General features: G+C 72.5%; 1 protein-coding gene and 1 pseudogene. Both read left to right on the top strand.

Annotated features, from left to right (window positions below):
* A pseudogene (locus tag EHS43_RS43300) lies at positions 1-938 on the top strand (metallophosphoesterase); the annotation flags it as partial.
* 76 nt (positions 939-1,014) lie between these two features.
* Positions 1,015-2,043 carry an LLM class flavin-dependent oxidoreductase gene (locus EHS43_RS43295; protein WP_125195910.1) on the top strand — a complete coding sequence of 343 codons (1,029 nt, stop codon included), beginning with the start codon at positions 1,015-1,017 and terminating at the stop codon, positions 2,041-2,043.
* The last annotated feature ends 37 nt before the right edge of the window (positions 2,044-2,080 follow it).

Below are 2,080 nucleotides of genomic sequence, written 5' to 3'. Positions count from 1 at the left end.
GGCACCGGCCGCGTGCGCACGACGGCCAACGCCTCGACGGGGCACGCCGGTTGCGTGCGCAGCCGTCCCAACAGGCCGTGCAGCCGGGCCCGTACTGGGCCGTCGACGCCGGCCCGCTCCGGATCATCGGCATAGACACCGGGCTGCTCGGGACGCTCGACGCCGAACAGGGCGCCTGGCTGCGCGAGGTCTCCCGGGGCCCGCGTCCGAAGATCCTCATCACCGGTTCGCCGCTGTACGTGGACGGCGAGCACCACCCGTGCGCCATCGAGGGCGGCGGCACGGTCGACGACATCGTGCGCGACCCGGCCCACCACTACGTCGCGGCGATAGGCGGCGACATCCACAACTACCAGCGCTACCCGGTCGACGTGGACGGCCGCACCATCCAGTACGTCGTCTCGGGCGGTGGCGGCGCGTTCATGCACGCCACGCACACCATCCCGCGCGTCTCGATCGGGAACGTCACGGAGAAGGACTTCCGCTGCTATCCCCTGCGCGGCGACTCACTGGCCTTCTACAGCAGGCTCTACGGCCGCCGGCTGCGCCTGCGCCGCTTCTTCACCCTCACCGAGGCCGAGGCCACCGCGGTGATCGCCGAGCGCCTCGGCATCCCGCCCACCCGCCTGCCGGGCGAGCCGGCCCGCGTCACCCTCCGCACCCGCCTGGTCGCCAGTCTCCTCGGGGCGGGCGGTCGGCCCGACCGCACCTCCCGGTTCCGGCTGCCGGTGCGCAAGATCTACACCCAGCTGTTCTCGCCGAGCTCGGCCACGTACAGCCCGCCGTTCTTCAAGTGCTTCCTGCGGCTCGACGTCACCCTGGAGGAGGTGCGGCTGCGCTGCTTCGCGGCCACCGGCAACCTCGCCCAGGAACTCGATCCGCCGGTGGAGGACGAGGTGACCATCCCCCTGACCCGAACCCGGCCCACCGGGTTGTAGGACCGGGAACATCACGTGTGACGGCCGGGTTGGCACCGGCGTACTGCTTGAGATGTCAAACAACCCGGAGGAGCCCGTGCCGTCCACCCCCCGCCCCCTGCGCAAGCTGGGCTTCCTGACCATCGGCCTGTTCGACGAGGCGGATCCGCGGCGCGGGCACGAGTCCACGCTGGAGATCATCGAGCTGGGCGAGCGGCTCGGCTTCGACAGCGCGTGGCTGCGCCACCGGCATCTCCAGTACGGCATCTCGTCCCCGGTGGCCGTCATGGCGGCGGCCTCGCAGCGCACCAGCCGGATCGAGCTGGGCACGGCGGTCATCCCGCTCGGCTGGGAGAACCCGCTGCGGCTGGCCGAGGACCTGGCGACCGTGGACGGCCTGTCCGGCGGCCGGATCAACCCCGGTGTGAGCGTGGGCCCGCCGATGCACTTCGACGACGTCAGGGCGGCGCTGTACCCGGACACGGCCGACGCCGAGGACTTCTCCTACGAGCGGGTGCGGCGGCTGCTGGACCTCGTGCGCGGTGAGCGGGCCGGCGCCTTCAGCGGGGTGCGGGGCTTCGAGGTCTTCTCGGACCGGGTGCAGCCGCACTCCCCCGGCCTCGGCCGACGTCTCTGGTACGGCGGCGGCAGCCTGAGCTCGGCGCGCTGGGCCGGCGAGCACGGCATGAACTTCCTGACCAGCAGCGTCGTCAAGGCGGAGGCCCCGGAGGGACCGTACGACTTCGCGGAGATCCAGCTGTCGCACATCCGCGCCTTCCGCTCCGCGCATCCGGACGGCGAGGAGGCCCGCGTGTCCCAGGGGCTCGTCGTCATCCCGACCGACTCGGCCTCGCCGGAGCAGCGGGCGCGGTACGAGGAGTACGCGGCGCAGCGCACCCCTCGTACCGCCACCCCGCAGGGGCCGGCGCGGCTGATGTTCGCGCCGGACATCGTCGGCACGTCGGACCAGATCGCCGAACGCCTGCACGCGCACGCCGCGTTCCGCGAGGTGGACGAGGTGGCGTTCGCGCTGCCGTTCACCTTCGAGCACGAGGACTACGTACAGATCCTCACCGACATGGCGACCAGGCTGGGCCCGGCGCTGGGATGGAAGCCGAGCGCGTAGGTCTGCCCACCGGGGGCGGCGGCGGGGTGGGTTGGGG

This window comes from Streptomyces sp. RP5T (assembly GCF_003933965.1).
Lineage (GTDB): Bacteria > Actinomycetota > Actinomycetes > Streptomycetales > Streptomycetaceae > Streptomyces.
Note: the sequence above shows the minus strand (reverse complement) of the source record. Positions and strands in the feature narration are given on the sequence as shown.